This is a genomic window from Oceanicola sp. S124 (assembly GCF_000220565.1).
GTDB lineage: Bacteria > Pseudomonadota > Alphaproteobacteria > Rhodobacterales > Rhodobacteraceae > Pseudooceanicola.
The window spans coordinates 1-14,157 of the sequence record NZ_AFPM01000074.1 but is presented as its reverse complement, the minus strand read 5'-3'; the positions used below and the strand labels follow the sequence as shown (position 1 = coordinate 14,157).

At 68.6% G+C, this 14,157-nt stretch carries 14 protein-coding genes; 4 read left to right on the top strand and 10 right to left on the bottom strand.

Annotated features, from left to right (window positions below; all coding sequences use genetic code 11):
• Positions 1 to 13: 13 nt before the first annotated feature.
• Positions 14 to 1,456 carry an aldehyde dehydrogenase family protein gene (locus OS124_RS0106090; protein ID WP_010138519.1) on the bottom strand — a complete coding sequence of 481 codons (1,443 nt, stop codon included), beginning with the start codon at positions 1,454 to 1,456 and terminating at the stop codon, positions 14 to 16.
• A gap of 243 nt (positions 1,457 to 1,699) precedes the next feature.
• Between OS124_RS0106090 and OS124_RS0106085 the strand changes: the two genes are divergently transcribed.
• Both OS124_RS0106085 and OS124_RS0106080 read left to right on the top strand, forming a co-directional pair.
• Positions 1,700 to 2,353 carry a peroxiredoxin gene (locus OS124_RS0106085; RefSeq protein ID WP_010138517.1) on the top strand — a complete coding sequence of 218 codons (654 nt, stop codon included), beginning with the start codon at positions 1,700 to 1,702 and terminating at the stop codon, positions 2,351 to 2,353.
• 92 nt (positions 2,354 to 2,445) lie between these two features.
• Positions 2,446 to 3,579, top strand: a complete 1,134-nt coding sequence (locus OS124_RS0106080; RefSeq protein ID WP_010138515.1) for a capsular polysaccharide export protein, LipB/KpsS family — start codon at positions 2,446 to 2,448, stop codon at positions 3,577 to 3,579.
• A gap of 99 nt (positions 3,580 to 3,678) precedes the next feature.
• Here OS124_RS0106080 and pnp read toward each other — a convergent pair whose 3' ends face one another.
• Complete coding sequence (gene pnp, locus OS124_RS0106075) at positions 3,679 to 5,811, bottom strand: polyribonucleotide nucleotidyltransferase (RefSeq protein WP_010138513.1); 2,133 nt, start codon at positions 5,809 to 5,811, stop codon at positions 3,679 to 3,681.
• 334 nt (positions 5,812 to 6,145) lie between these two features.
• On the opposite strand from pnp, the gene OS124_RS0106070 reads away from it, so the two are divergent.
• Complete coding sequence (locus tag OS124_RS0106070; protein WP_010138512.1) at positions 6,146 to 6,826, top strand: class I SAM-dependent methyltransferase; 681 nt, start codon at positions 6,146 to 6,148, stop codon at positions 6,824 to 6,826.
• Here OS124_RS0106070 and OS124_RS0106065 read toward each other — a convergent pair.
• From OS124_RS0106065 to OS124_RS0106040, 6 genes are all read right to left on the bottom strand, one after another.
• Positions 6,823 to 7,617, bottom strand: coding sequence for a GNAT family N-acetyltransferase (locus OS124_RS0106065; protein ID WP_010138511.1), 795 nt, complete (start codon positions 7,615 to 7,617; stop codon positions 6,823 to 6,825). The two genes, OS124_RS0106070 and OS124_RS0106065, sit on opposite strands and share 4 nt — an antisense overlap.
• A gap of 131 nt (positions 7,618 to 7,748) precedes the next feature.
• Positions 7,749 to 8,018 carry a 30S ribosomal protein S15 gene (gene rpsO / locus OS124_RS0106060; RefSeq protein ID WP_010138510.1) on the bottom strand — a complete coding sequence of 90 codons (270 nt, stop codon included), beginning with the start codon at positions 8,016 to 8,018 and terminating at the stop codon, positions 7,749 to 7,751.
• 431 nt (positions 8,019 to 8,449) lie between these two features.
• The gene (locus OS124_RS23855; RefSeq protein WP_010138509.1) at positions 8,450 to 9,700 is read right to left on the bottom strand and encodes a calcium-binding protein; all 1,251 of its coding nucleotides are present in this window, start codon (positions 9,698 to 9,700) and stop codon (positions 8,450 to 8,452) included.
• A gap of 103 nt (positions 9,701 to 9,803) precedes the next feature.
• Entirely contained in the window at positions 9,804 to 10,346 is a 543-nt protein-coding gene (locus tag OS124_RS0106050; protein ID WP_010138508.1) for a DUF1643 domain-containing protein, read from the bottom strand.
• Entirely contained in the window at positions 10,343 to 11,248 is a 906-nt protein-coding gene (truB, locus tag OS124_RS0106045) for a tRNA pseudouridine(55) synthase TruB (protein WP_010138507.1), read from the bottom strand. The genes OS124_RS0106050 and truB overlap by 4 nt, the downstream gene beginning before the upstream one ends.
• 400 nt (positions 11,249 to 11,648) lie before the next feature.
• Positions 11,649 to 13,046, bottom strand: coding sequence for an RsmB/NOP family class I SAM-dependent RNA methyltransferase (locus OS124_RS0106040; RefSeq protein ID WP_010138506.1), 1,398 nt, complete (start codon positions 13,044 to 13,046; stop codon positions 11,649 to 11,651).
• A 98-nt stretch (positions 13,047 to 13,144) separates the two neighbouring features.
• On the opposite strand from OS124_RS0106040, the gene OS124_RS0106035 reads away from it, so the two are divergent.
• Positions 13,145 to 13,381, top strand: a complete 237-nt coding sequence (locus OS124_RS0106035; protein WP_010138505.1) for a DUF1674 domain-containing protein — start codon at positions 13,145 to 13,147, stop codon at positions 13,379 to 13,381.
• 85 nt (positions 13,382 to 13,466) lie between these two features.
• Here OS124_RS0106035 and OS124_RS0106030 read toward each other — a convergent pair whose 3' ends face one another.
• Positions 13,467 to 13,865 carry a dihydrodipicolinate reductase gene (locus tag OS124_RS0106030; protein WP_138919442.1) on the bottom strand — a complete coding sequence of 133 codons (399 nt, stop codon included), beginning with the start codon at positions 13,863 to 13,865 and terminating at the stop codon, positions 13,467 to 13,469.
• A 104-nt stretch (positions 13,866 to 13,969) separates the two neighbouring features.
• The coding region (locus tag OS124_RS23850; RefSeq protein ID WP_010138503.1) for a dihydrodipicolinate reductase C-terminal domain-containing protein at positions 13,970 to 14,157 on the bottom strand (188 nt) is incomplete at its 5' end.

The window sequence follows — 14,157 nt, the reverse complement described above, 5'->3', positions numbered from 1 at the left end:
CCCTTCCCCGGTTTCAGGCGTCGGCGGTCCAGCCGGAGACGGCCTTGACCTCGAGGAAGTCCTCGAGCCCCCAGACGCCACCCTCGCGACCATTGCCCGAGGCCTTCATGCCACCGAAGGGCGCGCCGGCGCCGCGCGGCTGGCCGTTCATCTCGACCATGCCGGACCGCAGCTGCCGCGCCAGGCGGTTGGCGCGGGCGCCGTCGCTGGTCTGCACGTAGTTGGTCAGCCCGTAGGGGGTGTCGTTGGCGATCTGCACCGCCTCTTCCTCGGTGTCGAAGGGCATGATGGTCAGGACCGGGCCGAAGATCTCTTCGCGGGCGATGGTCATCTGGTTGTTGGCATCGGCAAAGACCGTGGGGCGGACGAAGAAGCCGCGGTTCAGGCCCTCGGGGCGGCCAGGGCCACCGGCGACGAGGCGGGCGCCTTCCTTCATGCCGGTCTCGATCAGGCCCTGGATCTTGTCGAACTGGCTGGCGTTGACCACAGGACCGATATGGCGGCCGCTTTCGGAGGCCGGGCCGACGGTGATGCCATTGGCCACGGCGGCGGCCTCTTCCACGGCGGCGTCGTAGCGTTCACGCTGGACCAGCATCCGCGAGGGCGCGTTGCAGCTCTGCCCGGAGTTGTTCATCATGTGCAGCACGCCGCGTTTCACCGCCTTGTCGTCGGCATCGGCGAAGATCACGTTGGCGCCCTTGCCGCCCAGCTCCAGGTGCACCTTCTTCAGCGTCGCCGCCGCGTTCTGCGAAATGGCGACACCGGCGCGGGTCGAGCCGGTGAAGGAGACCATGTCGACCTCGGGGTGGCCCGAGAGCGCCGAGCCGACGCCCGCGCCATCGCCGTTGACTAGGTTGAAGACCCCGGCGGGGATGCCGGCCTCGTCCATCATCTCGGCGAAGAGCAGGGCGTTGAGCGGGCTTTCCTCGGAGGGTTTCAGCACCATGGTGCAGCCGGCGATCAGCGCCGCGATGACCTTCAGCGTGACCTGGTTCATCGGCCAGTTCCAGGGGGTGATCAGCGCGCAGACGCCGACCGCCTCGTAGATGATGCGGTCATTGGGGGCATGATCGCCCAGCGGACGCACGAACTGGAAGGTCTTCGCCGCGGCGAGGAAGTTCTTGGTGTGCGAATAGCCCGCCCCCCATTGCGAGGCGGTGGCCATGTCGATCGGCGCGCCCATCTCCATCGAGATCGCCCGGGCCATCTCGTCCTTGCGGCGCTCGTAGATCTCGAGGAACTTCTCGACCAGGGCGATACGCTCGGCCGGGTCGGTGGCCATCCAGGCGGGGAAGGCGGCGCGGGCGGCGGCGACGGCACGGTCGGCATCCTCGGCGCTGCCCAGCGAGATCACCGCGCAGGGCTCTTCGGTCGAGGGGTCGATCACCTGGTGGTCGCGCGCCGTGGCGGGGGCGACCCACTGGCCGTTGATGTAGAAATCGCGTTTCTCGATCATGGAAGCTCTCCGGTCTTCGGGTCCGCTGGGGTAGTGTTCCGCAGTGCGGACGGGGATTTTGCACTCTCTGGCGGTCACTGTTGCACCCCGCGCCGGGGACGGCAAGATGGTGCGACGCCGCCGCCACAGGGGCGCGGGGGCCCGCCGCAGGGGAGCCATGCAGATCAAGCGCCGAGACGGGGGTGCAATATCCGCCGGGCCATATTACCTATGGCCCCAATGCAAGACTGACAGGAGGACCTCATGTCTCTGCGTATCAACGACACCGTGCCCGATTTCACCGCCCAGACCGACCAGGGCGAGATCTCCTTCCACGACTGGCTTGGCGACAGCTGGGCCATTCTGTTCAGCCACCCGAAGGATTTCACCCCGGTCTGCACGACCGAATTCGGCGCCGTGGCGCAGCTTGCCCCGGAATGGGAGAAGCGCGGCACCAAGGTGATCGGCATCTCGGTCGACGGCGTGGAAGAGCACAAGGGCTGGAAGGGCGACATCGAGAGCTTTGCCGGCGCCACCGCGGGCTTCCCGATCATCGCCGATGGTGACCTGAAGGTGGCCAAGCTGTTCGACATGCTGCCCGCCGAGGCCTACCTGCCCGACGGTCGCACCCCCGCCGACAGCGCCACCGTGCGCTCGGTCTTCATCATCGGGCCGGACAAGAAGCTAAAGCTGTCGATGACCTACCCGATGACCATCGGTCGCAACTTCGCCGAAGTCCTGCGCGCGCTGGACGCGCTGCAACTGACCTATGGCGTGCCGATCGCGGCTCCGGCCAACTGGGAAGTAGGCCAGGACGTCATCGTCGCCACCTCGCTCAACGACGAGCAGGCGCGCGAAAAATACGGCGAACTGGACATCAAGCTGCCCTACCTGCGGTTCGCCAAGAGCCCGGCGTGACGCCACCCCCCCGGCATGGGTTGAAACCTCTGCCGGGAGGGGACTAATCAAGGGGGCGCCTTCGGGCGCCCCTTTCTTGTCGGAGCCCGCCCATGCGCTTTCTGAAGCTCGATACCGGAGTGATCGATTCCTTCGACGCTGCGCTTGGCGCCGAGGGGCTGAGGATCGGCACCGGGACACTCTCGGTGCTGCGCAGGCTGGCGCGGCACCGGGGCTGGGGCGTTGCCCTTGCGGGCCTCGGACGCGCGCTGCTGGCCCCGGGGCCCGAGGCCCGGGCCGCCATCGCCGGCAACATGGCGCGCAAGCGCATCCGGGTGCCGGCCCTCTTCGGCAACCCGGTGATCGGCGGGGCTTACGGCTATGTGAAACGCGTCGAGGCGGCACTGCTGCGGCAGGCACTGCTGGCCGAGCTGGCGGCGACGGATCCCGAGGTGGTGGTGGTCTACAACGGCTCGGTCCACCCGGAATCGGTGTTGGCCGAGGTCAGCCGGGGCCGTCCCCGGGTGTTCATCGAGGCGGGCTTCTTCCCGAAGACCCTGCAGATCGACCCCGAGGGGCTGAACGGCGCCAACTCGGTGCCGCGCGATCCGGCCTTCTACCTGGACGACAGCCGCGATTTCGCCGCCGGCGGCTACCCGGACGCGGTCAACAACCGTGCCTCGAAGGCGCGCCACGATGCGGTGGCGCTGGAACCGGGCTATGTCTTCGTGCCCTTCCAGGTGCCCTCGGACATGCAGGTGACGCTGCATTCGCCCTGGGTGCGCGACATGGGCGCCTTCCTCGACGTGATCTGCGACCTGGCCGACCGCCACCCGGACGAGCATTTCGTCATCAAGGAGCACCCCAGCTTCAAGTTGTCGGTGGCCGGGCGGCGCAGCCACCCCCGCGTGACCTTCGCCAACGGCAATGTCACCTCGGAGCTGATCCGTGACGCCCGGGCGGTGATCACGCTGAATTCCACCGTCGGGATCGAGGCTCTGCTGCTCGAGCGCCCGGTGATCACCCTCGGCGCCGCCTGCTACAACATCGAGGGGCTGGTGCAGCACGCACCGGATGCCGCGGGGCTGGATGCGGCCATCGCCGCGCGCGACTGGCAGGCCGATCCGCGGCTGGTGCGCCAGTTCATCGGCTACCTGTGGAACGACTACCTGGTCCATGGCAGCTACGCCGAGCTGCCTGCCGACCTGCCCGCCATCCTGGCCGAACGGGCCGCCCGCGCGCGCTGATCCCCCCGGCCCGAAAGACCCGGACCGAAAGACCCGGCCAATGAAAAAGGCCCCCGGCAGATGCCGGGGGCCTTTCCTGTTTCGCGGGGAGGACGCCGATTACTCGGCGTCCTCCTCCTTGGCGGCCTCTTCGCCGGTCTCCTGGTCCACGACCTTCATCGACAGGCGGACCTTGCCGCGATCATCGAAGCCCACGAGCTTGACGAAGACTTCCTGGCCTTCCTTCAGAACATCCGAGGGATGGTTCAGGCGGCGGTTCTCGATCTGGGAGACGTGCACCAGGCCGTCGCGCTTGCCGAAGAAGTTCACGAAGGCGCCGAAATCGACCAGCTTCACGACCTTGCCCTTGTAGACCTTGCCTTCTTCCGGCTCGGCCACGATCGAATAGATCATGTCGTGGGCCTTCTGGATGGCTTCGGCATCGGAGGAGGCGATCTTGATGATGCCGTCGTCGTTGATGTCGACCTTGGCGCCGGAGGTTTCCACGATCTCGCGGATGACCTTGCCGCCCGAGCCGATCACTTCACGGATCTTGTCGGTGGGGATCTGCATGGTCTCGATGCGCGGGGCATGTGCCGAGAATTCCGCAGCGCCGTCCAGCGCCTTGTTCATCTCGCCGAGGATGTGCAGACGGCCTTCCTTGGCCTGGGCCAGGGCGGTCTTCATGATCTCGGGCGTGATGCCCTGAACCTTGATGTCCATCTGCAGCGAGGTGATGCCCTCGGCGGTACCGGCCACCTTGAAGTCCATGTCGCCGAGGTGGTCCTCGTCGCCCAGGATGTCGGTCAGCACGGCGTAGGAGCCGTCATCTTCCAGCACCAGGCCCATGGCCACACCGGCCACGGCGGCCTTCAGCGGCACACCGGCGTCCATCATCGACAGCGAGCCGCCGCAGACGGAAGCCATCGAGGACGAGCCGTTCGACTCGGTGATCTCGGACACGATGCGGATCGTGTAGGGGAAATCGGTGGCGGCGGGCAGGACGGCCTGAAGGGCACGCCAGGCCAGCTTGCCGTGGCCGATTTCACGACGACCGGGGGAACCAACGCGGCCCACTTCACCGACCGAGTAGGGCGGGAAGTTGTAGTGCAGCATGAAGTTGGATTTGAAGTTGCCGTGCAGGGCGTCGATGAACTGCTCGTCATCGCCGGTGCCCAGAGTGGTCACGACAAGGCCCTGGGTCTCGCCACGGGTGAACAGCGCCGAACCGTGGGTCCGGGGCAGCAGGCCGGTTTCGGCCACGATCGGACGCACTTCGTCGGTGCGGCGACCGTCGATGCGCTTGCCGTTCTTCACCACGTCGCCGCGCAGGACGGTGGATTCCAGCTTCTTCAGTGCCGAGCCAAGGTTGGCATCGGCCAGCTGCTCTTCGGTGAGAGCGGCCTGGATCTCTTCCTTCACCGCTGCAACGGCGCTGGTGCGCTCCTGCTTGTCGGTGATGGCATAGGCGGCGCGCATCTTGTCTTCACCGGCGGCCTTCACGGCGTCATAGAGCGCCGAGTAATCCGGGGGGGTGAACTCGAAGGGCTCTTTCGCGGTCTCTTCGGCCAGCGAGACGATCAGGTCGATGACCGGCTGGATCTGCTCGTGCGCGAAGGTGACGGCGCCCAGCATCTCGTCTTCGGTCAGCTCGTAGGCTTCCGATTCGACCATCATCACGGCGCCCTTGGTGCCGGCGACGACCAGGTCGAGACGCTGTTCGGGGTTGTTGCGCAGGCCCTGCATGTCATCGACAGAGGGGTTCAGCACGTATTCACCGTCGACGAAGCCGACGCGGCAACCGGCGATCGGGCCCATGAAGGGCGCGCCCGAGATGGTCAGCGCGGCGGAAGCGGCGATCATGGCGACGACATCGGGGTCGTTTTCCAGGTCGTGCGACAGCACGGTGCACATGACCAGAACTTCGTTCTTGAAGCCGGGGGCGAACAGCGGGCGGATCGGACGGTCGATCAGGCGCGCGGTCAGGGTCTCTTTCTCGGTGGGGCGGGCCTCACGCTTGAAGAAGCCACCCGGGACCTTGCCGGCTGCATAATACTTTTCCTGGTAATGCACGGTCAGAGGGAAGAAATCCTGGCCCTCTTTCTGCTTCTTGGCGAAGGTGACGTTGGCCATCACCGAGGTTTCGCCGAGGGTGGCGATGACGGTGCCATCGGCCTGGCGGGCAACCTTGCCGGTTTCCAGCGTGAGGGTCTCGTCCCCCCACTGCATCTCTTTTTTCGTTACGTTGAACATCAGCGTATCCTGTCTGGAGGCTCTCGCGGGCCCTCCCGCGTCCTCCGTTTTCATGGCGGCCCCATTGCCGCCGACCCCAAATCCTCATGTCACGGCGCCGGGGTCCCTTGCGCCACGTCTCAGATTGGCTCGGGCCATACATGAGAAAGGGTCTCTTGGGAAGGGCAATGGGCGGGGGCACGCCTGCGGCTTTTGGTTTCCCGGGCAGTGATTTCGCGCTATCCGGGCGCATCGCGGGCGCCTGCAGCGCGGGCCCCGTCCCGCGTGTTCGTCGCGTCCTGATTGTAATGGCCTGCGCCATGTTCGCGCCAGGCTTGCTGGACCGGAGTGCCGGATGACCGATCTGCCCCCCTCGCCCTACGAGGCGCCCGGCTTCCACGCCGAGGCGATCGCCGCAGGCCGTCACCGTGCCATCGTCGGCGGCCGCTGGGACGAGACGGGCCGGGCGCAGATGGCCCTGCTGCTGGACGCCGGGCTGCAGCCCCATCATCACCTGCTGGATATCGGGGCCGGATCGTTGCGGCTGGGATGCAAGGCGCTGCGGTATCTCGAACCGGGCCACTACTGGGCGACCGATGCTTCTCGTGATCTGCTGCTGGCGGGCCTGAGGCACGAGCTGGCCGAGGTGCCGCCCGCGCAGCGCCCGCCCGAGTCGCAGCTGATCGGAGACGCAGCCTTTACCTTCCCCGGCGTGCCCGACAACATCACCCATGCGATCTGCTTCGCGGTCTTCCCGCACCTGAGCCCGGCGCACACCGAGGTTGCCCTGGCCAACCTGCGCCGCTTCCCGGCGCTGGAGCTGTTCGCCTTCACCGTCTTCCTGGCGCCCGAGGCCGAGGCGGGCGCGCCCTACCGGCAGGCCGACGGCGTGGTCACCCACCCCGCCAAGCCGCCCTATCACCGCACCGAGGCCTCGGTGCAGGAGCTTTGCGCCCGCCTTGGCTGGCAGGCGCAGCGCCAGGACCGCATGCTGCCGCGCGGACAGGTCCTGTTCCTGGCACGGCGCGCCGGTTAGCGCAGGTAGCGCCCTTCCGATGCCGTTGCGATTCCCGAAACGGCATCGGGGTCCAGGGCCAGCCCGCAGCCCTCGACCATGCGGCGCGAGGGGGTGTTGCCCTCGGAGACCAGCTCGTAGACCGCGCGGGCCCCCATCTGCGTGAGCGCCCCGCGCAGCATCATCGCGTTGACCCATGTCCCCAGGCCGCGCCCGCGAAAGGCGGGATCGACGGCCACCAGCCCGCCCCAGGCGAGTTGCGCATGAGGGCTGTGGCGGTTGTGGGGGAAGTAGGCATAGGCGCAGGCGGCGATGCGGCCGGACCTGTCCTGAAGCGCGGCGAGCACCGAGGGGCCGCCGATCCGCCCCGAGAGCATTCCGGTGGAAAAGGGCACGATGCCATTGGCTTTCATCATCGCGCGCAGGGTCTTGAGGAAGGCGGAATCGGTCCGCAAGGCCTCGGGGAGCGGGGTCAGCCCCTCCGGGGGCGATCCCGCCAGCACCCGGTCGGTCGCTTGCGTCAGGTCCGCGGCGGTGCCGGTGAAGACGTTCCAGAATTCCATCCGGTAGCCGCGTGCGGTCAGCTGGCTCTCGAGCGCGGGCAGAAGATCGCGCGAGAGCATGCGCACTCCCATAAGCCCGTCCTCTTCCAGGATGGCGAAGACCTGGTCCCAGCCCAGCCGGGCCGGGTCGTCACTGCCCCGGAAACGCACCGTGTTGCAGGCGCCCGGCGTGGTCATTGCCCAGTCGAGCGCGGCTTCCGCCCGAGCTTCGAGCGGGGTGGGGCTGTCGTCCTGCGGGGAATGAGCCATGCGGTTGCCTCCTTCTCATGCGGAAGGATACCCCGAAGAGCGCCCTGGGCTGAGCGAAAAACCAGCGTCAGCAACGCGAAACGCCCGCTCCTTTAGGAACGGGCGTTTGCTGTCTTGCGACTTGGGCGCGCTTAGCGGCGCAGGCCCAGGCGCTTGATCAGGTCCTGGTAACGGGCCTCGTCCTTGCCCTTCAGGTAGTCGAGCAGCTTACGACGCTGGGCAACCATCATCAGCAGGCCGCGGCGGCCGTGGTTGTCTTTCTTGTGCGTCTTGAAGTGCTCGGTCAGGGTGGCGATGCGCGAGGACAGGATGGCAACCTGGACTTCGGGCGAACCGGTGTCGCCTTCCTTGGTGCCGTATTCCTTGATCAGGCGGTTCTTTTCTTCAACGTTGATCGACATCGGGATCTCCTGTGATCTGAGGGTGAGGGCGCAAGCCGGGATGTCGTCCAGCAAGGTCCATGGCTCCGCCACGGGCGTGCCCCGTGGAAGATTGCGCGCTGATACGGGATTCGATTTCGGAAGGAAAGCCTTTTCTGCAAGGGCCGGGCGCGCGTTCGGGCCGGGGATCGGGCTGGCGACCGGGCCGGGGCGGTGCCCTTTCCCCGCCCCGCGGGGAGGCGGGAAAAGGGCCTGCCGGCGCGGCGCGCGGACGCGGTACGGAGGGGCCGCCGTGCGGGGGCGCTGCCCCCGTCTGCTGCGCAGACACCCCCGGAGGTATTTTGGGCCCGGTGATGGCAGGCGCGCCTGCGCCCGGGGGAGCCGTCACGCTTCGGCGGAGGTCGGGACGCCTGTCGGATGCACTGCGCCTGGTCTGTCGGGCAGGGAAGCGCTCAGGCGGCGAAGGTCAGGGCCTCGCTCTGCGGCAGCAGGGCGATATCCTCGATCGAGACCGCATCGCTGCCCGACAGGGTGGCGACGCAGGTGCCATCGGCAAGGACCCGGGTCACATCCCCGGTGACCTCGAAGGAGATCTCGGGTGCCGGGCCATCGTCGGCGTAGGAGACCACCAGCAGGTCCTGCCCGGTTTCGAAGTCGAGGATCTGCGCGGCGTCCTCGTCGCTGGCGATCCAGTCGCCGAGGATGATCCGGTCTTCGCCCGCGCCGACGGTGACCGTGTCGCCCGCGCCGGCCACGAGGGTGTCATCGCCCGAGCCGCCGTTGAGGTAGTCGCCGGTATCGAGGTCGCTGTCGACATCCCCCTCGGGGGCGCTGCCGTCCCCGAGGCTGGCGACCAGCCCCGAGATCCAGTCGTCTCCGGAGGCACCGAAGAGCGTGTCGGCGCCCAGCCCGCCGGTCAGCCGGTCCGCTCCGATCCCGCCAGAGGCCGCGTCATCGCCCGACCCACCTGTCAGCAGGTCGTCGCCCGCGCCGCCATGCATCAGGTCGTTGCCCGCGCCGCCCGAAAGCTGGTCGTCGCCCATCATGCCGAAGAGCGCATCTTCGCCCGCGCCGCCGAAGAGAGTGTCGTCCCCCGATCCGCCGCCGAGGCTGTCATTGCCGGACTGGCCAAGCAGGGCGTCATCGTCCCCCATGCCCAGAAGGGTGTCGTCCCCCGCCCCGCCCGCGAGGGTATCCTCGCCGGAATAGCCGCCGAGCTGGTCATCGCCCAGGTCGCCCGTCAGCAGGTCGTCGCCGGGGCTGCCGGCGGTGATCATGTTCTCGGAGGTGGCGATCTCTTCGGCGAGGCGGGCCAGGATGGCCTGCATGTCGTCGGCGTCGGCAGGGGCGCCCGCCGTGCTCTCTCCTTCGGAGGTGTCGCCCTCGGGGGGCAGGTCGAAGGTATCGTCCCCGGAAAGATCGTCTGCCGGGGTTTCGCCACCGACCTGCTCGTCATCGGCCAGTTCGTCATCGGCCAGTTCGCCACCGGGCAGCTCGTCCCCAACCGGGTCAACCGGCCCTGCTGCGGGGCTGCCTTCGCCTTCCTCGTCGAAGATCTCGTCCAGGAGGTTGCCCCAGCTGTCGACATCGTCGCCGCTGTCGTCGTCTTCGGGCTCTTCGCCGCTATCGGGAAGGTCATCGAAGGCAATGAAGGCGGTGGCCCCGACCATCACCATGCCCAGCAGTCCCGCCAGAAGATACATGTCTGTCCCCGAATCGTTCCGTTCCGGCCGCAGCCGTGCAAAGCTCACCAGGGCGATTACGCCACGCGCCCGCGCCCTGGTCAAATCCCGCCTCGGCAGATGGTTAATTCGCCGGATCTCCCCATGGTTGTGGCTGCGTCGCATAGGCGATGTAGAGGGGGTGGCGTGGTGCGCCGTCCCGGGTCAGCCCGAGATGGGCCAGCGGGGCGCCCGACGCGCGCAGGCTCTGCGCCACCTCGCGGCCTCGGCCGAGGTGAGCGCCATGCACGCCCCAGCCACAGAGCACCAGCCCCCCGGCGCCGATCCAGTCGAGCGAAGAGCGCAGTACGGCATCGTTGTCCGGGCCCACGGGGGCCTCGGCCTTCTTCAGCAGCGCCGGCGAGGTCTCGCGCCAGGCAAACAGGTTGCAGGCCCGGAAGCCGCCGTAGCCGAGCGCCCGGGCGCGACGTTCGCAGCGCTCGATGGTGGGATCGTTCTGCTGTTCCGTCGCGGTGGAGGGGTTGAGCATGATGTAGAGCAGGCGCGGGGCGGTCGCGTCCCAGGTACGGCTCAGAGCGTAGCGGTAGCGCAGGCAGGGAGAGTAGAGCGCCGCGCTTTCGGCGTCGCCCTTGCGGAAGCGGCGTTCGATCGGTTCCGGCAGGCTCACAGGTTGAAGACGCGGGAGGGATGGAGCTCTCCGCCGCGATAGCTGCCGACGGCGACGGGCAGGCCCTCGAAGGAGGCCCAGCACTCTTCGCCGTAGTCGAGGCCCTGGGCGATCACCATGCCGGGGTTGCCGTGGCGCAGGCGGGCGGCGCCCTCGGCAGTTGCGCGCACCTCGGGCAGGTCGGCGAGGCCGATCTCCAGCGGCAGCAGGTGGTCTTCCAGCTCGGGGGTGCGGGCCATCTCCTCGATCTGCGCGAAGGTCAGGCCCTTGGCGGCCTCGAAGGGGCCGGACCAGGTGCGGCGCAGGTGGTGGACATGGCCGAGGCAGCCGAGCACCCGGCCCAGGTCGCGGGCGATGGAGCGCACGTAGCCGCCCTTCCCGCAGACCATCTCGAGGCGGGCGTGGTCGGCATCGGGGCGGTCGAGCAGCAGCAGGCTCTCGACGAAGAGGGGGCGGGCGGCGAGGTCCATCTCCTCGCCGTCGCGGGCGCGCTTGTAGGCCCGTTCGCCGTCGATCCTGACCGCCGAGAACTGCGGCGGCACCTGGGAGATATCGCCGACGAACCCGTGCAGGGCTTCCTTGATCTGATCGTCGGTGGGGCGCAGGTCCGAGGTCTCGATGATCTCGCCCTCGGCATCGTCGGTATTGGTGGCGGCGCCGAAGGTGACGGTAAAGTCATAGGCCTTCAGCGCATCGGTGACGAAGGGCACGGTCTTGGTCGCCTCGCCGAGCGCCACGGCCAGGGTGCCGGTGGCTTCGGGGTCGAGCGTGCCCGCATGGCCGGCCTTCTTCGCGTCGAAGGCCCAGCGGACCTTGTTCACGACGGCGTTGGAGGTCAGCCCGGCGGGCTTGTCCACCACCAGCCAGCCGGAGATATCGCGGCCCTTGCGTCTGCGTGCCATGTCGTGCCTCGAATTGCGCCTGAGTGAAGGCCGGTCAGCTATCCTGCCGGGGGAGATCCGTCAAGCGCGCTGCCGTCGAGGGGGATGACAGGCGGAAGGGGGAGGGGCCCGGCTTGGCCGATGCTTGTCGTGTTCCATGCGGCGGCGCGGCGTCTGTCCCGTCGATCCGATGTCGCACAGGTTCGAGCGGGGGAAGGGGGCTCTGCCCCCTCTTGAGCCTTCGGCTCAATTCACCCCCGGAGGTATTTTCCGCCTGGCGATGATGTCTTGGGGGTACTTCCAAGGCTCCCTCCTTCTCCATCAGGAGCGTGCCACGCTCGCAGCGGAAAAGGAGGGAGCCTTCCCGGGTACCGTCCATGTTCATCACCGGCCAACAAATACCTCCTGCCGGAGGCATCCGTCAGTCGGGCTTGCGCAGCGCCGCCATGTAGAAGCCGTCCATGCCGCCAGCCTCGGGCCAGAGATCGGGGGTGGTGCGCAGGCCGCCTTCCTCGGTGATCCAGGCCGCCTCGATGCCTTCGAGCGCGGGGCGCAGGACCTGCAAGTCGGGGTGGTGGGCCAGGGCCTCCTCGATCTGGCATTCGCCCTCGTCGGGGATCAGCGAGCAGGTGCAGAAGATCAGCGTGCCGCCGGGTTTCAGCAGGGTCAGCGCGTGCTCCAGCATGGCTTCCTGCAGGCCGATCAGCTCGCCGATCTCGGCGCCGTCGCGGGCCAGGGGCAGGTCCGGGTGGCGGCGGATGGTGCCGGTGGCAGAGCAGGGCGCGTCGAGCAGGATCGCGTCGTAGGTGCCCTGGTGCTCCAGCGCGTCGGCGGCGAGGATCTTTGCCTTCAGCCCGGTGCGGTCGAGGTTCTCGCGCAGGCGCAGCAGGCGGCTTTCGGAGATATCGAGCGCCGTGACCTTCGCCCCGGCGGCCGCCAGTTGCAGGGTCTTGCCGCCCGGCGCGGCGCAGAGGTCGAGGATGGTCTTGCCGGTCACGTCGCCGAGCAGTTTCGCCGGCAGCGCGGCGGCGGCGTCCTGGATCCACCAGGCGCCCTCCTCGTAGCCCGGCAGGGCCGAGACCTGCACCGGGCCGGTCAGCCGGATCGAGCCTGTGGGCAGCAGCGAGCCACCGAGCTTCGCCGCCCAGTCGGCCGCCTGGCTGGCATTGCGCGGGGTCAGGTCCAGCGGTGCGCCGGCGGCATGGGCGGTTTCGAAGGCCAGGATGCGCTCGCGGCCGTAGGCCTCGGCCAGCGGTTCGCGCAGCCAGTCGGCCAGGCGCGGGGCGCGCAGCTTGGGCCATTCGGCGGGCGCCTCGGCGGCGATCTTGCGCAGCACCGCGTTGACCAGCCCCCTCAGGTGGCCATGCGTCTGCATCCGCGCGGTCTCGTTCACCCAGTCGTTGACCACGCCATGGGCCGCCCCGCCCGTGGCCAGTTCCCAAGTGCCGAGGCGCAGCACGTTCTGCACCGGCAGCGGCGGGGTTTTCTTGAGATGCTTGTCCAGCAGCCGGTCGCAGCGCTCCAGCTGGCGCAGGCCCTCGGTGGCCAGGCGCTGCGCCCGGGCGCGCTCGGGCGCGGGCATCGCGGCCAGCCAGGGCGCCTCGCGCAGCTCCGACAGCAGGCGCGGGGTCTCGCCCAGCACCGCCGTCAGCAGGCGCAGCGCGGCGGCGCGGGCAGAGAGGGCGCGTTTCTCGGGGCGATTGCCGCCGGGGCCCTTGCCACCGGGGCCCTTTCCGCCAGGCCGATGGCCCTGGCGGGGGCCATTGGAACGCCCGTTTGCAACGGGACCGGAGGGGCGACGGGAGGGGGGCTTGGACATGGAGGAACCTGAGCAGGGGCAGCAATCGGGGCGGGACCGCGTCTTGCGGCGGGATGGGGGCGGCGTATATCATGGACAGCACCGAAAGGAAGCGTTGCATGACCCAGATCCCCGAGGCCACCCCCGCCCAGCCCGAAAGCGCCGTGCCGTCCGAGGCCGAGCGCCGCGCCGCCCTGCCCGCTGCCGCGCAGCGCGCCCTGGCCGAGGCCGAGGAGCGTCGCCGCAAGCTGGCCGAGGAGGCCGCCGCGCAGCCACGCGAGTACGGCGGTCGCGAAGGCCCCGATCCGGCGCGCTACGGAGATTGGGAAAAGAAGGGCATTGCCATCGACTTCTGACCTCGGCGACGCCGACCGAGCCCCTGAAGCAGGTGGCCGCTGACGTCGCAGGTCCCTGAAATCGCGCGGGTGCAAGGCCCGGGCCTCAGCGGCGCAGCCAGAAGTCGCTGGAACCGCCCTGGCCCTCGTCCCCGGTCATCCGCAGGGTCTGAGAGATCACCGTCACCGTATGGCAATTGCGCGGATGGCTGCGCCCTCCATAGGTCAGTGCAGAGCAGAAGTAGGTGTCGGACCAGTCCCAGGAGCCACGCAGCCGGGTGCCGTAGGCGCGTCCCGTGATGCTGCCGTCCGGGCGGACCTGCAGCGTCATGCCGAGTCTGGTCAGGCTGGCCTCGCCGACCAGATCCAGAAAATCGGAGCGGGTTTCGACCCGGCGCAGCTCCTGTGCCTCGGCGGGGGTCGCGACCGTCAGCGCCAGCGCCAGCGCCAGCGACGCGGAGGCCGCACCTGTGACGGGCGGAAGGCGGTTCGTCTTCGGACACATGTTCGGACACATGGCGGCCTTTTGACATCCCCGCGCTTGGCAATCAATGACCTGACGTCAATGTGAGCACACCCGCGCGGGCCGTTGCCGCCTCCCTGCGGGCCTCAGTCCTTCAGACCCAGCACGTCCAGCATGTCGTACTCTCCAGGCCCCTTGCCCTGCCCCCAGAGCGCCGCCTTCAGCGCGCCACGGGCGAAGACCGAGCGGTCTTCGGCAACATGGCGCAGCACCAGTCGCTCGGACTGGCTGGCGAACATCACGTCATGCTCGCCGACGATGGCGCCGCCGCGGA